The sequence below is a fragment of the Acinetobacter populi genome (assembly GCF_002174125.1).
Classification (GTDB): Bacteria; Pseudomonadota; Gammaproteobacteria; order Pseudomonadales; family Moraxellaceae; genus Acinetobacter; species Acinetobacter populi.
In genome coordinates, this window is sequence record NZ_NEXX01000001.1 from 789,600 (window position 1) to 804,263 (window position 14,664).

19 protein-coding genes are annotated in these 14,664 nt (G+C 41.9%); all 19 read left to right on the forward strand.

Annotated features, from left to right (window positions below; translation table 11 throughout):
- Window positions 1-3 precede the first annotated feature (3 nt).
- The 19 genes from gpM to CAP51_RS03635 all read left to right on the forward strand — a co-directional run bounded on the left by gpM (window position 4) and on the right by CAP51_RS03635 (window position 14,659).
- The gene (gpM, locus tag CAP51_RS03545) at window positions 4-669 is read left to right on the forward strand and encodes a phage terminase small subunit (RefSeq protein WP_245809065.1); all 666 of its coding nucleotides are present in this window, start codon (window positions 4-6) and stop codon (window positions 667-669) included.
- A gap of 219 nt (window positions 670-888) precedes the next feature.
- Window positions 889-1,350: a head completion/stabilization protein gene (locus CAP51_RS03550; protein ID WP_087619362.1), complete on the forward strand. Its 462-nt coding sequence runs from the start codon at window positions 889-891 to the stop codon at window positions 1,348-1,350.
- Window positions 1,347-1,556 carry a tail protein X gene (locus tag CAP51_RS03555; protein WP_087619363.1) on the forward strand — a complete coding sequence of 70 codons (210 nt, stop codon included), beginning with the start codon at window positions 1,347-1,349 and terminating at the stop codon, window positions 1,554-1,556. Before CAP51_RS03550 ends, CAP51_RS03555 begins: the two co-directional genes overlap by 4 nt.
- 11 nt (window positions 1,557-1,567) lie before the next feature.
- Window positions 1,568-1,927, forward strand: a complete 360-nt coding sequence (locus CAP51_RS03560; protein ID WP_087619364.1) for a putative holin — start codon at window positions 1,568-1,570, stop codon at window positions 1,925-1,927.
- Window positions 1,924-2,199, forward strand: a complete 276-nt coding sequence (locus CAP51_RS03565) for a phage holin family protein (RefSeq protein ID WP_087619365.1) — start codon at window positions 1,924-1,926, stop codon at window positions 2,197-2,199. The genes CAP51_RS03560 and CAP51_RS03565 overlap by 4 nt, the downstream gene beginning before the upstream one ends.
- Window positions 2,196-3,029 (forward strand): N-acetylmuramidase domain-containing protein, encoded by an 834-nt coding sequence (locus CAP51_RS03570; RefSeq protein WP_171294719.1) that lies wholly within the window; start codon window positions 2,196-2,198, stop codon window positions 3,027-3,029. The genes CAP51_RS03565 and CAP51_RS03570 overlap by 4 nt, the downstream gene beginning before the upstream one ends.
- Window positions 3,026-3,547, forward strand: coding sequence for a phage tail protein (locus tag CAP51_RS03575; protein WP_087619367.1), 522 nt, complete (start codon window positions 3,026-3,028; stop codon window positions 3,545-3,547). Before CAP51_RS03570 ends, CAP51_RS03575 begins: the two co-directional genes overlap by 4 nt.
- A gap of 5 nt (window positions 3,548-3,552) precedes the next feature.
- Window positions 3,553-4,002 carry a phage virion morphogenesis protein gene (locus CAP51_RS03580; RefSeq protein ID WP_087619368.1) on the forward strand — a complete coding sequence of 150 codons (450 nt, stop codon included), beginning with the start codon at window positions 3,553-3,555 and terminating at the stop codon, window positions 4,000-4,002.
- Between the two features lie 87 nt (window positions 4,003-4,089).
- A complete protein-coding gene (locus CAP51_RS03585; RefSeq protein ID WP_087619369.1) occupies window positions 4,090-4,731 on the forward strand; it encodes a phage baseplate assembly protein V in 642 nt (213 codons plus the stop codon).
- The gene (locus CAP51_RS03590; RefSeq protein WP_087619370.1) at window positions 4,731-5,075 is read left to right on the forward strand and encodes a GPW/gp25 family protein; all 345 of its coding nucleotides are present in this window, start codon (window positions 4,731-4,733) and stop codon (window positions 5,073-5,075) included. The genes CAP51_RS03585 and CAP51_RS03590 overlap by 1 nt, the downstream gene beginning before the upstream one ends.
- 1 nt (window position 5,076) lies before the next feature.
- Entirely contained in the window at window positions 5,077-5,988 is a 912-nt protein-coding gene (locus CAP51_RS03595) for a baseplate J/gp47 family protein (RefSeq protein ID WP_087619371.1), read from the forward strand.
- Window positions 5,985-6,515 carry a phage tail protein I gene (locus CAP51_RS03600; protein ID WP_087619372.1) on the forward strand — a complete coding sequence of 177 codons (531 nt, stop codon included), beginning with the start codon at window positions 5,985-5,987 and terminating at the stop codon, window positions 6,513-6,515. The genes CAP51_RS03595 and CAP51_RS03600 overlap by 4 nt, the downstream gene beginning before the upstream one ends.
- A gap of 4 nt (window positions 6,516-6,519) precedes the next feature.
- Window positions 6,520-9,018, forward strand: coding sequence for a phage tail protein (locus CAP51_RS17410; protein ID WP_140404398.1), 2,499 nt, complete (start codon window positions 6,520-6,522; stop codon window positions 9,016-9,018).
- A gap of 1 nt (window position 9,019) precedes the next feature.
- Complete coding sequence (locus CAP51_RS03610) at window positions 9,020-9,517, forward strand: hypothetical protein (protein WP_087619374.1); 498 nt, start codon at window positions 9,020-9,022, stop codon at window positions 9,515-9,517.
- A 140-nt stretch (window positions 9,518-9,657) separates the two neighbouring features.
- Window positions 9,658-10,833: a phage tail sheath protein gene (locus CAP51_RS03615; RefSeq protein ID WP_087619375.1), complete on the forward strand. Its 1,176-nt coding sequence runs from the start codon at window positions 9,658-9,660 to the stop codon at window positions 10,831-10,833.
- Window positions 10,834-10,861: 28 nt separating this feature from the next.
- Window positions 10,862-11,374 (forward strand): phage major tail tube protein, encoded by a 513-nt coding sequence (locus tag CAP51_RS03620; RefSeq protein WP_087619376.1) that lies wholly within the window; start codon window positions 10,862-10,864, stop codon window positions 11,372-11,374.
- A gap of 68 nt (window positions 11,375-11,442) precedes the next feature.
- Window positions 11,443-11,769 carry a phage tail assembly protein gene (locus CAP51_RS03625; RefSeq protein ID WP_087619377.1) on the forward strand — a complete coding sequence of 109 codons (327 nt, stop codon included), beginning with the start codon at window positions 11,443-11,445 and terminating at the stop codon, window positions 11,767-11,769.
- 5 nt (window positions 11,770-11,774) lie between these two features.
- On the forward strand, window positions 11,775-11,894 hold the full coding sequence (locus CAP51_RS03630; RefSeq protein WP_087619378.1) for a GpE family phage tail protein: 120 nt from the start codon (window positions 11,775-11,777) through the stop codon (window positions 11,892-11,894).
- A gap of 2 nt (window positions 11,895-11,896) precedes the next feature.
- Window positions 11,897-14,659: a phage tail tape measure protein gene (locus CAP51_RS03635; RefSeq protein ID WP_087619379.1), complete on the forward strand. Its 2,763-nt coding sequence runs from the start codon at window positions 11,897-11,899 to the stop codon at window positions 14,657-14,659.
- Window positions 14,660-14,664 lie beyond the last annotated feature (5 nt).

The following is a 14,664-nucleotide window of genomic DNA, read 5'->3' on the forward strand; positions in this document are numbered from 1 at the left end:
ACGATGATGTCACCAGCAAAACGCCATCGTTTAAAGGTTCTGGCGGAGCAACAAGCGACCGCCATGACCGATGACTTTGGCGGTTACAACAAAGATGCCAGCGCATATCAGTTGCAGCTTAAAGAACTGACCAACGACAAAATTCGGCTCAAGGGCATTGAATCAATTCAAACCAAAATTGAAGAAAAGCGCAAACTTGTTCCGAAATACATGCCATACGTCAAGGGTGTAATCAAGGCTGACAAACCAGTTGATGACCTCATTGTCACGACAATGATGGTCTGGTGTATCGACACCGGTTTTTATCATCTGGCGTTGATGATTGGCAACTTTGTCCTAAAACATAATTTAAAAATGTCCGACAATTTTTCCCGTTCTACAGCATCAATTTTGGTTGAAGAACTTGCCAATGCCGCATTAGAAACACTTAAAAATGATGGTGATTTTGACGTTGGTATTTTAAACAGCGTGTATGACATGACAGATGCATTGGATATGCACGATCAAATCCGAGCCAAGTTATACCATGCGATCGGCAAGCTGTATCTAAAAATGGAGAAAGGTCAATACGCCGTCGAATTTTTAAAAATGGCTTTGGCCAAAAATCCAAAGATCGCTGCCAAACAGGAACTTAAATCTGCGGAAAAACTGGCAGCAGAACAAACGTAACAGACCCAACAACCAGCAGCTGAACAATCCGAACAACACGATTCAACACTATTGCTCAATCCCAACGGTACTCCCGTTGTCGATGATCATGGCAATCAGGTTGAAGCATCTTAACGAGTGCACCCGCACCACCTGGGCGGCAGAGTTCAAAGCTTAATATTTCCAAAATACTTGATGCTATTGAACTCTCCACCGCCCACCCTATTTTGAGATTAGATCATGAGCTTTACCAGCCTCGTCGCAAATGGTGCACAAGATAAAAATCCAGATGTCATCGTCTTGAATAATGGATTTTTTCCCGATGTCAGTACCGAAAAAGTCCGTCAGGTCAGTCGGCTGGATGGCAGCGTCACCAATGATCGTTTAATTCATGAAATCCAGAACGCTATTCTTGAATGCAACCGTTTGTTGCTTCCGCTGCGAGTAAAAGCAGCTTCACTTGCAGAATTAAATACAGATTTTATCGGCGGTGAAGGCGATAAAGACATTCTGTATTTTCGTGCAATTGCAGCCTGTTGTGCTGCCCTATTACTTGAAAAATACCGCAGTTTCGACTCATCCGGTGATGGCCAAAATCGTGCCGATGATGTTGGAATTTCCGCAGCAGAACATCGACGTAATCAACGCTTTGCCATTCGTGATTTGCTCGGTGAAACCCGATTAACGGTGGTATTGCTATGAAAATCTCAACCATTCAAGGCGACACAGTAGATCTGATTTGCTGGAAACATTATGGCCAGAGTTCAGGCATGGTCGAACAGGTTTTAAATGCCAATCCACATTTAGCCGGCTTAGATCCAATTTTACCCATCGGTACAGAGATTGATTTACCCGAAATATCCAACAATCAACAAGATTCCAAAGCCACGATTCAGCTTTGGGATTAAGGATCTCAATAATGGCAGAACCAACAACAACTGCGGCAGCAACAGCAATTACCATCAGTGCCGCATCATTTCTCCCCTTTGTCAATGGAAATGCTTTGCTGGGGGCGGTCTTTGGTGCTGCATTATTTGCAACCACCAAAAAAGACTTAAAACCATTACAACGCTTAATGACCATGGTCATTGCAACTGGCATTGGTTATTTACTTACACCCGAGATTACAGCACGTTCATTCGTCAATAATGATGCAACAGCAGGCATGATCGCTGCCATTTTTTCGTTACCAATCATCTTAAAAGTCATGGTCTGGGTGGATCAATCTAACCTGTCAGACATTATCAATAAAATTTTTCGTGGTGGAGGTACATCATGATCGAAGTCATTTTTCAACTGATTGCACTCATTGCATATCTGTTCTGCGGCATCCGGATTATTTGTTTCGACACATCCGGTTTACGTCAACGCCAGGGATATTCAGTTCTGGCAACGATTCTGATTGCTGCCTTTATCGGGCAAAGTGTCCATATCCTATTTTTTAAGGATCCGGTCACCCTTTGGGATGCAATTTTTGCAGTACTACTAGCCGTCCTTATTTGGCGATCCAAAGGTAATGTGGCAAAACTCATCTGGAGTACAACATCATGATTTTAAAATTTGGCAGCAAAGGCGATGCCGTTGCAATATTGCAAAAACGTCTAAATACTCATGGTCATAAACTTTTTGTCGATGGTGACTTTGGGCAACTTACCGAAAATGCGGTCATTGCATTTCAAAAATCAAAAGGCTTGGTTGCAGATGGTATTGTCGGTGATAAAACCAATGCTGCATTAACCGGATCCGACACTTCCAAGTTTTTGACCGATGCAGACTACATCGCAGCTGCAAAACGACTTGATGTACCAGAATTAGTCATTCGGGCATTCGCAGAAACAGAAAGCAGCACGGGTGGCTTTTTAACAGATGGTCGGCCGATTATTTTGTTTGAACGACATCATATGTATCAATACTTAAGTGAATTGACCAGCAAAGCCAATGCAGATAAAAAGCGAGTTCAATATCCAAATGTTGTAAATACTGCAACTGGTGGATATCGTGGTGGTTCCGCTGAATATACAAGACTTGCTTTAGCAAAGCAGTTCAACGAGCAAGCAGCATTGCAATCTTGTTCTTGGGGACAATTCCAAATTATGGGATGGCATTGGAAATCATTGGGTTATGAGTCTGTTAATGATTTCGTTGCCCAGATGTATATTTCAGAAAGCCAACAGCTTGAAGCATTCCTTCGTTATATTGAATGGAAAAAAGGTACTGTAGATAAAAAACAAATCTCATTACTTGATGCACTTAAAGCACAAAATTGGCATGCAGTTTTCAGTTTATATAATGGTCCAAATTATAAAAAACTGGGTTATGACAGTAAATTTACTCGCATCATGAATCGATTAACACCGATTTACGGGAATAAAGCCGCATGAAAAAAATCCAGCAATTGCGTGAATATCTCATCAATAGTATTGCCGGACTTAAAACCAATCCCGACACCATGCAGATTAAAGCAATGTCGGGAAACCCTGTTTGCTCCATGGGAAATAATCTCAACATTGAGTATCGCTACAATGTTGAATTAATTCTTGTCGATTTTGCCAATGATCTTGATTTATTAATGATTCCATTGCTGGTCTGGATCTCGGAACATCAAAGCGATTTATTGGTTAATCCTGATAAAGCCAAAACTACCATCAATTTTGAAATGGATGTCATCGACAACAGTAAAGTCGATATTCGTGTCACCTTTCCACTGACTGAACGCCATATTATCAATAATAATGATGGCCAGTTAAATATTAATGTGCCGGCAGAACCACAATATCAACCATTTTGGCCAGCACAAACACTGGAATTACAGGATCAGGAAGGTTCAACTCTTGTAAGTTTCCAGACCGCAGATCAAAAAGGTGCAGCCCTTGAAATGCCCTTTCCAACAAAACGGTAAATCATATGTCTGACCATGATTTTGATGAACTGATTGAAACCATTGCCCCACTTATTTTACAAATGCATCCGGCTGGCCGTGCAGTACTTATGGCAAAACTGGCTTTAGAATTACGCCGCAGCCAATCACGTCGAATCACCATGCAGCGTAATCCGGATGGTACGACATTCCAGCGACGCAAAAATATTCGTGATAGCAATGGCGATATACGTTTACGTATGTTCAATAAAGTCCGGACTTATCGCTTCTTAAAAGAACAACATACCGCAGATTATGTTGCCATTGGCTTTGTCGGCCGTATTGCCCGTATTGCCAGAGTCCATCAGTTCGGACTGAATGATCGACCCGGCAAAGGTCAGAATTTTATTCGCTATCCAAAACGTGAATTACTCGGTTTTAGTCAAGAAGATATTCGTTTAATCGAACGCCTCACCAAAGAATTTTTGCAAAAATAATAACATTTCACCTCACCTCTGTTGTGTATTGGGAATAGACAACAGCACAGACAAGACAATTCAAAAATCACTCGGCAAAGTGACAGCATGAACTATGCCGAACTTGCCCGTCGTATCGAAAATATCTGCCGATACGGCACCGTCGAAACAATCGACCATGAAAATAAAACCATTACAGTGAATTTAGGTGATATTACCACCACAAATATTCGCTGGGCAGTATTACGTTCCGGTACAGATAAAACATGGGATGCACCCAGCTTCGGCGAAGAATGTGCAGTGATTTCTCCCTGCGGTGAACTTGCCCTGGGCTTTGCCATTTTTGGATTTTATAACGAAAATAACCCCAGTCCGGAATCGAACCCGGCTTTAAAATTACGCTTGTTTGAAGATGGTACCGTGATTTGTTATGACACAGAAAATCATGCACTGACTGCAATTTTAGTTGCCGGCGGTACCGCAACATTAACGGCAACTGGTGGCATTACCATCAATGGCGACACCACAATTAACGGTAATGTCACGACTAATGGTAACGTACAGACCAATGGTAATACCGCAATGACCGGAGATAATACCGTTGGTGGTAGTCAATCCGTAGATGGAACAAGTCTGGCCAAGGGTTCCTTAACCTGCAATGGCGATGTCACCGCTTCGGGCATTAGCCTAAAAAATCATACACATGGCGGGGTTCAAGGCGGTTCTTCAGATACTGGAGGACCAAAATAATGATGTCCCGTTTAACTGGCCGTAGCCTAAGCACAATCGAACATATCAAACAAAGTATCCAGGATATTTTAACCACGCCTATCGGTAGCCGGATCATGCGTAGAACATACGGGTCACTTTTACCCAAGTTAATTGATGCACCTTTAAATAACACCACAATTTTGCAATGTCAGGCAGCAGCTGCAACCGCCATTTTGCAATGGGAAAACCGAATTTCTATCAGCAGCTTAACGATCAATCAATTATCTAAAGGGAAACTGGTGTTCGATATGCAGATCCAACTTGCAGATGATACATCGACACAGGATTTACAAGTGCCTGTAAACTTTGGAGCAGCTGTATAAAATGTCTATTGTAGATTTCAATCAACTCGACCCGCCAAACATCATTGAAACAATAGATTTTGAACAAATCTATAACGATAGAAAAAATGCATTGATAGCATTATATACAGAGAGCGAAGAAAAGGCAGATATCACAGATTTATTAAGTCGTGAAAGCGAACCTTTATGTAAATTTTTACAAGAAAATGCGTATCGTGAAATTATTCTCCGACAGCGTATTAATATAGCTGCAAGAGCTTTACTACTTGCATACGCCACAGGAAATGATCTTGATCAACTTGCAGCAAATTTTAATGTACTGCGTTTGATAATCACCCCAGCCGATTCAACTAAAAACCCTCCAAAGTCTGCAATCTACGAATCAGACGAAGCATTCAGGGAGCGCATTCAACTTTCATTCGATACATTGTCAGTAGCCGGTCCAGAAGCGGCTTACAAAAAATTTGCTAGAGATGCGGATGGTCGAGTTGGTGATGTCAGTGTCGTTTCACCACAACCGGCATATATTACTTTAACTATTTTACAAGCGGATTCACAAAATGGATCAGCATCACCAGAATTAGTTGAAATTGTCGAAAAAGCAGTAACTGCTGAAGATAAACGCCCTATTGGTGATCGTGTTACAGTGCAATCAGCACAAATTATCAATTACTCTATCAGCGCAAAATTATTTATCGGTAAAGATCCTGAAGCAGCAAATTTACTTCAGCAAGCGATTAAAAATGTGACTGATTATGCGACAAAACAAAAAAGAATCGGTAGATCAATTCGATTATCCGCAATTTATGCTGCACTTCACATCGAAGGTGTGAGTCGATTAGAACTGATAAGCCCAACGGAAGATGTAGTTCTAACTTCTGAACAAGCATCATATTGCACAGATATTTCAATCATCATCGGCGGTGTTGAATGAGCAAGCTACTTCCGCCGAACAGCACTCAATTTGAGCGCAATGTCACAACAATAGCAGAGAAAAACACTGCATTAACAGTAGAGATCAAGACACTTTCATCTATTGATCAAGCCCCTGATCAATTCTTACCATTTCTTGCCTGGCAATATTCAGTCGATTCATGGGACACAGACTGGCAACCCTCCTTACAGCGTCAACTGATCAAAAAGTCATTTCGGCAGCATCAGATCAAGGGTACACGCACCGCAGTTCGAGAAGTCCTCGCCCAATTTGGGTACACATGCGTATTTCAAGAATGGTTTGAAACCAATCCAATTGGTACACCAGGAACATTTACGCTCACGCTCGATCTAAACGGCCTTGAGCTAACCGATGGGACCTATGCTGAAGTCAATAGACTTGTAAAAGATGCAAAACCTGCATCACGCCATCTCACCAATCTCATTATCAACGTACAACCAATTTGCATACCTCGCGTTGGGACTGGTTGTCACAGCGCAGAAACAGTTACTATATTTGTAGAGTAAAATCATGGCGACATACAAAGGTATTTTGACTAACAACGGCAAAGCACTGATTGCAAATGCCACGGTCAATAATAAAATTAACTATCCACATATTGCTATTGGCGATGGCAATGGGTCCGTTCCTGCACCGTCAGAGACCCGTCCAAATTTAGTCAATGAAAAAGCACGTATTGCATTAAATGTTGTCGAAATCAACCCAAACAATACAAATCAAATTGTTTGCGAAGCGATTATTCCGTCAACCGTTGGCGGTTTTTTCATTCGTGAGCTGGGTTTATATGCTGGTTCTACCATGGTAGTCAATGCCAGTTATCCACCAACATATAAGCCACTTGAAGACGAAGGCGGTGCACGAGAAATTGATATCAAACTGATCATCAATATTCAAAATGCAGATGTTATTGCGCTTTATCTTAATGATTCTTTGATCTATGCAACACGTGATTGGGTAAACAATAATTACATCCGTCGAAATGAAATTATCGACAATTTAACAACCGAAGATTCAACAAAACCAATTTCAGCAAAGCAGGGAAAGCTTCTCAACGATCTAAAATTCAATAAAGTAGGTGGCGAAATTTCAGGAAGTGTTAGTCAGATTTCTGATAATTCACATTTCACATTCGGAAATGATGGTGATTTAGGTTTTGTTAAAAAATATAATGATAAAGCAAAAATCGCTGTAGGTTCAGCAACAAAATTTGAAATTGTAAAAAGTGACAAAACAAAAATCTCGTATAGTGATGTGTTTACAAAAATTTTGTCGTTGGATGGATCTGGAAGCTTGTGGACTTTGGGTGGGTTTTCCGGAAATGCTGCATCAGCAACTAAGCTGGCCACATCTCGCAAAATTAACAATGTAGCATTTGATGGTACTGCGGATATTACAGTTTACGATAATACTAAATTAGAACTTTCAGCCAATCCAGCGAAACAAGGTGCATACGCAAGTTGGAATAAACAATCAGGTCAAGGCCGAACAGATTTCATTAATCATCGTGGCGGCGGAGCAGGTGGATTTGATTTTTGGAATGGCACACCAGACAACTATAACGTAATCGCATCTATTTATCATGATGGCACATTTTCAGGCAATGCTGCATCAGCCACCAAGCTGCAAACTGCTAGAACAATTGGTGGTGTATCGTTTGATGGTACAGCAAATATCAACTTACCGGGAGTGAATTCAGCAGGTAATCAGAATACTAGTGGCAATGCTGAATCTGCCACAAAACTCCAGAATATAAAAAATATTAATGGTGTAGGTTTTGATGGTTCAAAAGATATAACAATTTATATGATTCCGAATGTTGGTAGATATACTGCACCAGAAAATGGTTCTCTACTTCATCAATCAGGATTAAGTCTTGGAGAGATTTATCTTAATGGGTATCCATTTTCGTATGGAAATGTTTTGAATATAGGCGGGAGTGGATGGTCCCAAATTGCTTTAGGCTGGGGCGAGAATAATATTGCATACAGAAGCGCAAGAGATGTTGCAAAACAATGGTCAGAATGGAAGTTTATAGCATTTACTGATAGTAATGTAGCAAGCGCAACTAAGCTGGCCACATCTCGCAAAATTAACAATGTAGCATTTGATGGTACTGCGGATATTACAGTCTACGATACTACGAAATTGCCGCTTTCAGCTAATCCAACGACACAAGGTTCATATGCAAGTTGGAATAAACAATCAGGTCAAGGTCGAACAGATTTCATTAATCATCGTGGATTGGGGCCAGGTGGATTTGATTTTTGGAGTGGCGCAACAGATAACTATAACGTAATCGCATCTATTTACGCTGATGGCACATTTTCAGGCAATGCTGCATCAGCCACCAAGCTGAAAACTGCCCGAACTATATGCGGTTTTTCATTTGACGGCACTTCAGATATTAATATTTTTCCCAATGGGCACTTATTACCGATCGGCGATGATATTTTTATGGGTGATGGCAACGTATCAGGCTGCCTTGTCATTCGATCTAGTTCAGTTACACCTCCAGGTATTGTTCTGAGAAATTCTGACGGTACAGAATCAGGCAGATTACAAGCTGGAAATATTAGCGGTAATGCTGCATCAGCCACCAAGCTGCAAACTGCTCGCAACATTGCAATAACTGGTGCAGTGACAGGTTCTGCAAGCTTTGATGGCACTGGAAATATTCAGATTAATACAGCTTTAAATAATTTCTCAAACAATAAAAATTCTAATGGTTATACATATTTAGGCAATGGTCTTATTTTGCAATGGGGTACATTTGATGTCGCATATGTTCCGGGTGAAGACGACATCAGCTTTAATTTTAATTTAACTTTTCCAAATGCGTGTTTGAATATGACATGTACAAGGAAAAAGGCTTCAGGTAATTCGCAAAATGGTGATGGTGGAGTTTTAATAGTAGATACAACAGCAGCAAATTTTACTGCCTCATTACAAACATTTAATACGAGTAATAACTTAGTTCGTGGATTTACTTGGTTCGCAGTAGGATATTGAGATGATTAAATTTAGTGTAATAAAACAAGCATTTTATGATTCAGCTTTAGATTATCCAGAATTGCCGGAAGATTTAATTTTGGTTTCGAATGAACAACATCTGTATCTTTTAGAAAAAATAAATAATGGTTGTATTATTTTTGAAGATCTTTCTTACACTGATCGGAAACCAAGCCAGAATCATATATGGAATGGTGTTGAATGGGAAGATAAACGATCTGAAGAAGATAAACGATCTGCTTATTTAGCATCACTTAAAAATCTCACTCGTCGTCAGTTCAAATTAACTTTGCTAGATTTCGATCTGCTCGACACGATAGAGGGTAAAATAGCAGCAATTGAAGATAAAGCAACTCGGCAACGTATTCAGATCGAATATACAGAAGCTTTAGAATTTAATCGAACAAGTGATAGCGTACTATACATGTGTCAGATGCTTGAATTGACAGAATCACAAGTTGATGAAATGTGGAAACATGCGATGCAGATTCCTACTTAATGCAATTGATCGCATTATTTGTAAACCTATGATTTATCGTGTTGTCTATTCTCAATACACAACACGCCAAAATTTAAAAAATGTCTTGAATATGCAAGCCTGTTTTAGAAATTTAAATTCTGAAACAGGCTTGTTTTATTATGTCATTAGATCAATTCCATCACGGTGTTCGGGTCGTCGAAGTCAACGAAGGTACAAGACCGATCCGCACCATTGCCACTAGCATTATCGGGCTGGTGGCCACTGCCCCACTGGCCGATGCAACCGTATTTCCACTGAATACACCAGTACTTCTCACAAATCCGCAAAGCTATATCGGCAAAGCCGGTGCAACCGGAACATTAAAATCAGCACTGGAAGACATCACAGCACAAGCAAACCCAATGGTCGTTGTTGTGCGTGTAGAACAAAAAGCAGATGCAGCAGAACAATCCGCAGCAGCCATCGGCACAGTCAATGAAGATGGCAAATACACAGGTTTACAGGCACTCTTAACAGCGCAAAACTCGCTTAAAGTTAAACCACGAATTTTAGGTGCACCAGGACTTGATACCCCGGCCGTCGCCGTAGCTTTGGTCACGTTGGCGAAAAAATTACGGGCATTTGCATATGTCGAAGCCCATGACTGTACAACCAAAGAACAAGCCGCAGCCTACCGTGAAACCTTTGCAGCACGTGAAATCATGGTCATTCATCAACGACCACTGGTGTTTGATACCACCACAGCGGCCAATCAGGATCGCTCCCCTGTTGGCTTTGCCTTGGGACTTCGGGCTTATATCGACAATAGCATCGGTTGGCACAAAACCCTATCCAACGTCGCCATCAACAATATTTTAGGTCTGAAATACGATCTATTTTGGGATTTACAGGATCCGGATACCGATGTCGGCTATCTAAATAGCAACGAAATCACCGCAATCATTCAATCCGATGGCTTCCGTTTTTGGGGTAACCGCACCTGTTCTGACGATTCACTTTTTGCCTTTGAAAACTATACCCGGACAGCACAAGTCCTGGCAGACACCATCGCAGAAGCGCACATGTGGGCAGTTGATAAACCGATGCATGCATCACTGGTCAACGACATCATCGAAGGGGTCAATGCAAAATTCCGTAAACTAAAATCCGGTGGCTACATCATTGATGCCGAAGCCTACTACGATCCGGAACAAAACAGCACAGAAACACTCAAAGCCGGCAAGTTGCGTATCTCATACGACTATACGCCTGTCCCACCACTTGAGGATCTCGGCTTTATCCAGAAAATCACCGATTCATATCTTGCAGACTTTGCATCACAAATCACGGCATAACCCGTGATTTCCCTGAAGGAAAAATAACATGGCATTACCCAGCAAACTTAAAAACCTAAACCTTTTCAATGATGCAGAAAGCCTACTCGGACAGGTCGCCACAGTGACCCTGCCAAAGCTCCAGCGCAAGCTGGAAGACTGGCGTGGTGGCGGTATGGACGGTAACGTCAAAATTGACCTGGGCGCAGGTGATGACGGATTACAACTTGAATGGACCATAGGCGGTCTGGATCTTACCTCCATTCGTCAATTCGGTGGCTCTATTTCATCGGTGCAACTACGTTTTGCCGGCGCATATCAACGTGACGATACAGGCACTGTCGATGCCGTTGAGGTAGTCATGCGTGGCCGCCATGAAGAAATCGATATGGGCGAGCAAAAAGCCGGTGATGATACCGAGCAAAAAATGGTAACCCATTGCACCTATTACAAGCTCACAGTTAATGGCCGTGTCGAGGTCGAGATCGATGTACTCAATATGAAATATATCGTCAACGGTGTCGATATTCTTGCAGAACAGCGCAAAGCTCTGGGCATGTAACAGTTCTCCTCCCTTGTGTATGCCAGTCGTGCACAAGGTTTTTTTAATTACTTTTAGGAAGTTTAACCATGACGACTCAAGCACAAACCGAAAATTTAGCAGCAATCACACCAGTATCAAAATTAGTAAAACTTAGCCATGGCATCAAGTTGGGCGATAACACGATTTTTGAAATCACAGTCCGCAAGCCAAATGTCAGTCATCTTAAGGGCATTAATTTACGTCAATTGCTGGATCTCAATGTTGATGAGCTGAAGAAGTTATTACCACGTATCACCAGCCCTGCAATTCCGGAAGCTGCAATCGATAATATGGAAATTTTGGACTTCACCACACTTACAGGTGATGCCTTAAGTTTTTTAGCTCCAGCAGCACAAGCTACCCCAACAGAATAGAGCCGGTGATTGCCAATCTGGCCGTCGTCTTTCACTGGACCCCGGCAGATTGTGCCGATTTTGATATAGAAGAGTTGATGTATTGGCAGCAACTCGCATTTGAACGAACTCAAAGCGACAAATAAACATGAGCAATCTTGATCTAAACATTCTGTTAAAGCTGGTCGATAAAGCATCAAAGCCATTGCAAAGCTTTATGAAAAATACCGAGCAAACAGACAGTGCTTTAGATCGGCTCATCGCATCTATTGACCAACTTGATAAAACCCTCAATAACAACCGAGGGTTAAATAATTACAGCAAACAATTACAAAATGTTCGTAACGAAGCCAACCTCACTCAAAGAACTTTTTCTACTTTAGGCACAGGATTTAAAAAAGCTTGGGATGGCATCGATTACGCACAATCAAAAGTAGAAAAATTTCAACAATCACTGGCAGACTCCAGAGCAGAAATGCGACAGGAATTTAAAGGTATTGCGATTGGTACTGGCGTAGTGGGAACTGGATTATATCAACTACTTAAACCAGCTATCGCATTTGAACAGCAGATGAGTCGGGTTCAGGCAATTCTGGATCTCGAAAAAACATCTGCCGATATGGATAAATTGACAAAATCGGCACGGGAATGGGGTGCAGCATCATCATTTAGTCCAACAGAAGCAGCCCAGGCACAACATGCATTGGCATCAGCAGGGTTTACCAGCGATCAGGTTTTAGATGCATTGGGTGGGACATTACAGCTTGCAGAAGCTGGACAGGTGGAATTAGCCAGAGCAGCACAGATTGCAGCCGGGACATTAAATGGCTTTGGTTTACAGGCCAAAGAAATCACCAGGGTAAATGATGTGATGCTACGGGCCACAGATCTAACGGCCACAAGTGTTGATGGTTTTGGTGAAACCATGAAATACGTTGCCCCGATTGCAAAGGCGTATGGTGCAACATTAGAAGAAACATCGGCCATGATTGGTTTACTCGGCAATAACAATATTCTGGACACTCAAGCCGGTACATCATTAAGAGCGATGATGACACGTTTTGCTGCGCCGCCGAAAGAAGCTCAAAAAGTTATTGATAAATTCAATCTCACATTGACAGACAGCAAAGGAAATTTGCTGGATATGTCAGATATTTTTGAAGAAATTAACCGCAAAACCAAGAATCTAGGAGAAGCAGAACGCCTAGAAATCTATAAAAAATTAGGTGGACAGGAAGCAATTTCAGCATTTGCAACATTGGTGGACCAGTCGGCAGTAATTGATGAAAACACTGGCCAGACCGTCAACAAACTTAAAGAACTAACAAAACAACTGGAACGCTCACAAGGTGCAGCTGCAAAGGCCGCAGCTATTATTAAAGATAATCTCGCTGGTGATTTAGAACAGCTTAAAGGCGGTGTAGAGGATTTATCTGTTTCATTACTAAATGCCCTTGGTGGTAATTTGCGTAATGCAGTGCAAGGATTTACCCAGTTTATCGAAAAAATCAAACAATGGATCGATGCAAATCCGGAACTGGTCAAACGAATTGCAGATCTACTGTTAAAGCTTTTAATGTTTAAACTCGCAATGTTAAGTATCAAATACAGCTTTAATCTATTCCTGGGTAGTTTAGTCAGTATCTTTGCCGGTATCACCAAGCTAGGGATTATTGCCTTTATTACCAGTGCCATTTTAGCCAAATTCGGTATTGGATTTTGGGGACGTATGGGGTTATTGGCCAAAGGTTTTTCTTGGCTGGCTAGAGGCGCATTATTTCTGGCCCGTAATGCCCTGCCTTTAGTTTTAACTGGTTTAAGAATGCTGGCCACATCAATGCTGGCCAATCCTCTCGTTTGGATTGGAACCGCCATTGCTCTTGTAGCCCGTTTGATTATTAAGTATTGGCAACCCATTACCGCTTTCTTTTCCGGCTTTGCCACAGGATTAATGCAAGGCATGGCACCGGCACTGGATCGCTTTAAACAAATCTGGCAAAAATTACAACCAGTCCTTGCGCCACTTATGCCGCTATGGGATGGCATTGTGCATGTACTAGGTTTTCTTAAATATCTTTTGGTTTCTTTATTTCAGCCACTGGACGCAACCAAAGCGGAAATTGATGCAGTTAGCCAGTCAGGTCAAACCTTTGGTTTTTGGCTGGGCACAATTATTGGTTTCATCACAGATCTAATCGCTATTTTAATCCAAGGCGGTGTTGCTGCATTTATTGCTTTTGGTACTGCAATTGGTGAAACAGCCGGTTGGATCGTGGTCACCTTCGGTAAAATTCCGACATTTTTTCAAAATACATGGAACAGTATTAAAGGCTTTTTCAATAGTGGCATTGCCAATATTAGCGCAACCATCCTCAACTGGTCACCCCTTGGCTTGTTTTACCAGGTGTTTGCCAAAGTCATGTCCTATTTTGGCATAGACCTTCCGGCCAAGTTTACCGGCTTTGGTGCCATGATCATCGATGGCCTAAAAAAAGGCATCGTCAGCAAAATCGACTCACTCAAAGCCACCTTTAGCAAAATCATGTCCAACTTGCCGGACTGGGCCAAAAAAATACTCGATATTCACAGCCCTAGTCGGGTCTTTGAGCAGATCGGTAACTTTACCATGCAGGGCTTGGCCAACGGCATCAACAACACCGCAAACCAGCCTTTAGCCGCCACCGCCAATGTTGCACAAGCTTTGCCACAACACACGGCCAAAGTCCAACCGGTACGCCCTATCCAGCAAGGTCGATCCGTCACCGTGATTAGCCATGACACCAATCATTACCATTTTCAGGTTTCCGACAAAACACCTGTCAAACAAATCATTGCAACAATGGATGAAAGGGACCGAGCCAAAAACGAAGCCATGAAACGGGCATTTAAATCCTATCGGGATCAGGAGTAATACAG

Bases quoted from the DNA above. Each gene is read 5' to 3' on its own strand.
- CAP51_RS03555 (WP_087619363.1), top strand. From the start codon at position 1,347: ATGAAAATCTCAACCATTCAAGGCGACACAGTAGATCTGATTTGCTGG.
- CAP51_RS03585 (WP_087619369.1), top strand. From the start codon at position 4,090: ATGAACTATGCCGAACTTGCCCGTCGTATCGAAAATATCTGCCGATAC.
- CAP51_RS03600 (WP_087619372.1), top strand. From the start codon at position 5,985: ATGAGCAAGCTACTTCCGCCGAACAGCACTCAATTTGAGCGCAATGTC.
- CAP51_RS03620 (WP_087619376.1), top strand. From the start codon at position 10,862: ATGGCATTACCCAGCAAACTTAAAAACCTAAACCTTTTCAATGATGCA.
- CAP51_RS03590 (WP_087619370.1), top strand. From the start codon at position 4,731: ATGATGTCCCGTTTAACTGGCCGTAGCCTAAGCACAATCGAACATATC.
- CAP51_RS03615 (WP_087619375.1), top strand. From the start codon at position 9,658: ATGTCATTAGATCAATTCCATCACGGTGTTCGGGTCGTCGAAGTCAAC.
- CAP51_RS03560 (WP_087619364.1), top strand. From the start codon at position 1,568: ATGGCAGAACCAACAACAACTGCGGCAGCAACAGCAATTACCATCAGT.
- CAP51_RS03550 (WP_087619362.1), top strand. From the start codon at position 889: ATGAGCTTTACCAGCCTCGTCGCAAATGGTGCACAAGATAAAAATCCA.
- CAP51_RS17410 (WP_140404398.1), top strand. From the start codon at position 6,520: ATGGCGACATACAAAGGTATTTTGACTAACAACGGCAAAGCACTGATT.
- CAP51_RS03565 (WP_087619365.1), top strand. From the start codon at position 1,924: ATGATCGAAGTCATTTTTCAACTGATTGCACTCATTGCATATCTGTTC.
- CAP51_RS03610 (WP_087619374.1), top strand. From the start codon at position 9,020: ATGATTAAATTTAGTGTAATAAAACAAGCATTTTATGATTCAGCTTTA.
- gpM (WP_245809065.1), top strand. From the start codon at position 4: ATGATGTCACCAGCAAAACGCCATCGTTTAAAGGTTCTGGCGGAGCAA.
- CAP51_RS03625 (WP_087619377.1), top strand. From the start codon at position 11,443: ATGACGACTCAAGCACAAACCGAAAATTTAGCAGCAATCACACCAGTA.
- CAP51_RS03575 (WP_087619367.1), top strand. From the start codon at position 3,026: ATGAAAAAAATCCAGCAATTGCGTGAATATCTCATCAATAGTATTGCC.
- CAP51_RS03635 (WP_087619379.1), top strand. From the start codon at position 11,897: ATGAGCAATCTTGATCTAAACATTCTGTTAAAGCTGGTCGATAAAGCA.
- CAP51_RS03570 (WP_171294719.1), top strand. From the start codon at position 2,196: ATGATTTTAAAATTTGGCAGCAAAGGCGATGCCGTTGCAATATTGCAA.
- CAP51_RS03580 (WP_087619368.1), top strand. From the start codon at position 3,553: ATGTCTGACCATGATTTTGATGAACTGATTGAAACCATTGCCCCACTT.
- CAP51_RS03595 (WP_087619371.1), top strand. From the start codon at position 5,077: ATGTCTATTGTAGATTTCAATCAACTCGACCCGCCAAACATCATTGAA.